Raw genomic sequence first — 649 nt, 5'->3', positions numbered from 1 at the left:
GGCCCAGCCGGCCGCCGCACCCGCCGCCGCCTCGGCACCGAAGGCTGCCTCCGTCCCGGCGGTCTCGCCGCTGCGGGGCACCACCGAGAAGGCCAGCCGGCTGCGCCAGATCATCGCCGAGCGCATGGTCGACGCGCTGCACTCGCAGGCGCAGCTCACCACGGTGGTCGAGGTCGACGTGACCAAGGTCGCCCGGCTCCGCGCGAAGGCGAAGGAGGACTTCAAGGCACGCGAGGGCGTCAACCTCACGTTCCTGCCGTTCTTCGTCCTCGCCGCGGTCGAGGGGCTCAAGGCGTTCCCGAAGATCAACGGCGTGCTCGAGGGCAACCAGATCACGTACCACGCACAGGAGAACGTCGGCATCGCGGTCGACACCGAGAAGGGCCTGCTCGTCCCGGTGATCCGCGACGCGGGCGACCTGAACCTCGCCGGCATCTCACGCAAGATCGTGGACCTGGCCGGTCGCACCCGCCAGAACAAGGTCACGCCCGACGAGCTCAGCGGCGCCACCTTCACGGTGACCAACACGGGCTCGGGCGGCGCGATCATCGACACCCCGATCGTCCCCGGCGGCACGTCGGCGATCCTGGGCACCGGTGCGATCGTCAAGCGCCCGGTGGTCATCCAGGACGCGGACGGCGCCGAGGTC

1 protein-coding gene is annotated in these 649 nt (G+C 70.9%); it reads left to right on the top strand.

What is annotated here, in order from left to right:
• Positions 1-649: 2-oxo acid dehydrogenase subunit E2 (locus tag AC1DVP_RS21375; protein ID WP_477185484.1), on the top strand; the 649-nt coding region annotated here is incomplete at both ends.

Source organism: Flavobacterium sp. P3_A6 (genome assembly GCF_056403035.1).
The sequence above is the reverse complement of the archived record's forward strand: the minus strand, read 5'-3'. Positions and strand labels throughout refer to the sequence as shown.